This window comes from Bacillus sp. 220_BSPC, from assembly GCF_001054655.1.
Taxonomy (GTDB): Bacteria; Bacillota; Bacilli; order Bacillales; family DSM-1321; genus Peribacillus; species Peribacillus frigoritolerans.
Window position 1 is genome coordinate 1 of the sequence record NZ_JVPL01000305.1, and the last position, 442, is coordinate 442.

The window sequence follows — 442 nt, forward strand, 5'->3', positions numbered from 1 at the left end:
AAAGATGCGGCTAAATCTTTTGTTAAAGGGGTTACTTTTGGTAGTGTTTTTGATCCAGATATGAGAGAAGAAAAGGCAGATAAAACCAAAGAATTTACTGATAAAGAAATTATTGATCATTTATCAGGAAGAAAGAAGCTCCCTGATGCGGATATTGAAGAGTTAAAAAGAGCAGCCAAATATAGAGGATTATTATAAAAATAAGAAAGCCCTATTTATATCAGGGCTTTTTATTTGTGCCAATAACCTAATTACGTGTGATTTCTTATTAAACTATCCTGCCCCTTTAGTTGCATAAAGAAAGAGCTGCCTTAAAGACAGCTCCGATCTTCGGCTAACGCACTCGTTAGTTGAAGAAGAATTAAAGTTTTTTGTATTTAATTCAAGAAAGATTCATTGTCATTAATATTCGAGACTCGTTTGTCACAAAGCCGTTTTTTCT

At 33.3% G+C, this 442-nt stretch carries 1 protein-coding gene; it reads left to right on the plus strand.

Features of this window, described 5'->3' with window-relative positions:
• Positions 1-198: hypothetical protein (locus ADA55_RS29910; RefSeq protein ID WP_048689131.1), on the plus strand; the 198-nt coding region annotated here is incomplete at its 5' end.
• Positions 199-442 lie beyond the last annotated feature (244 nt).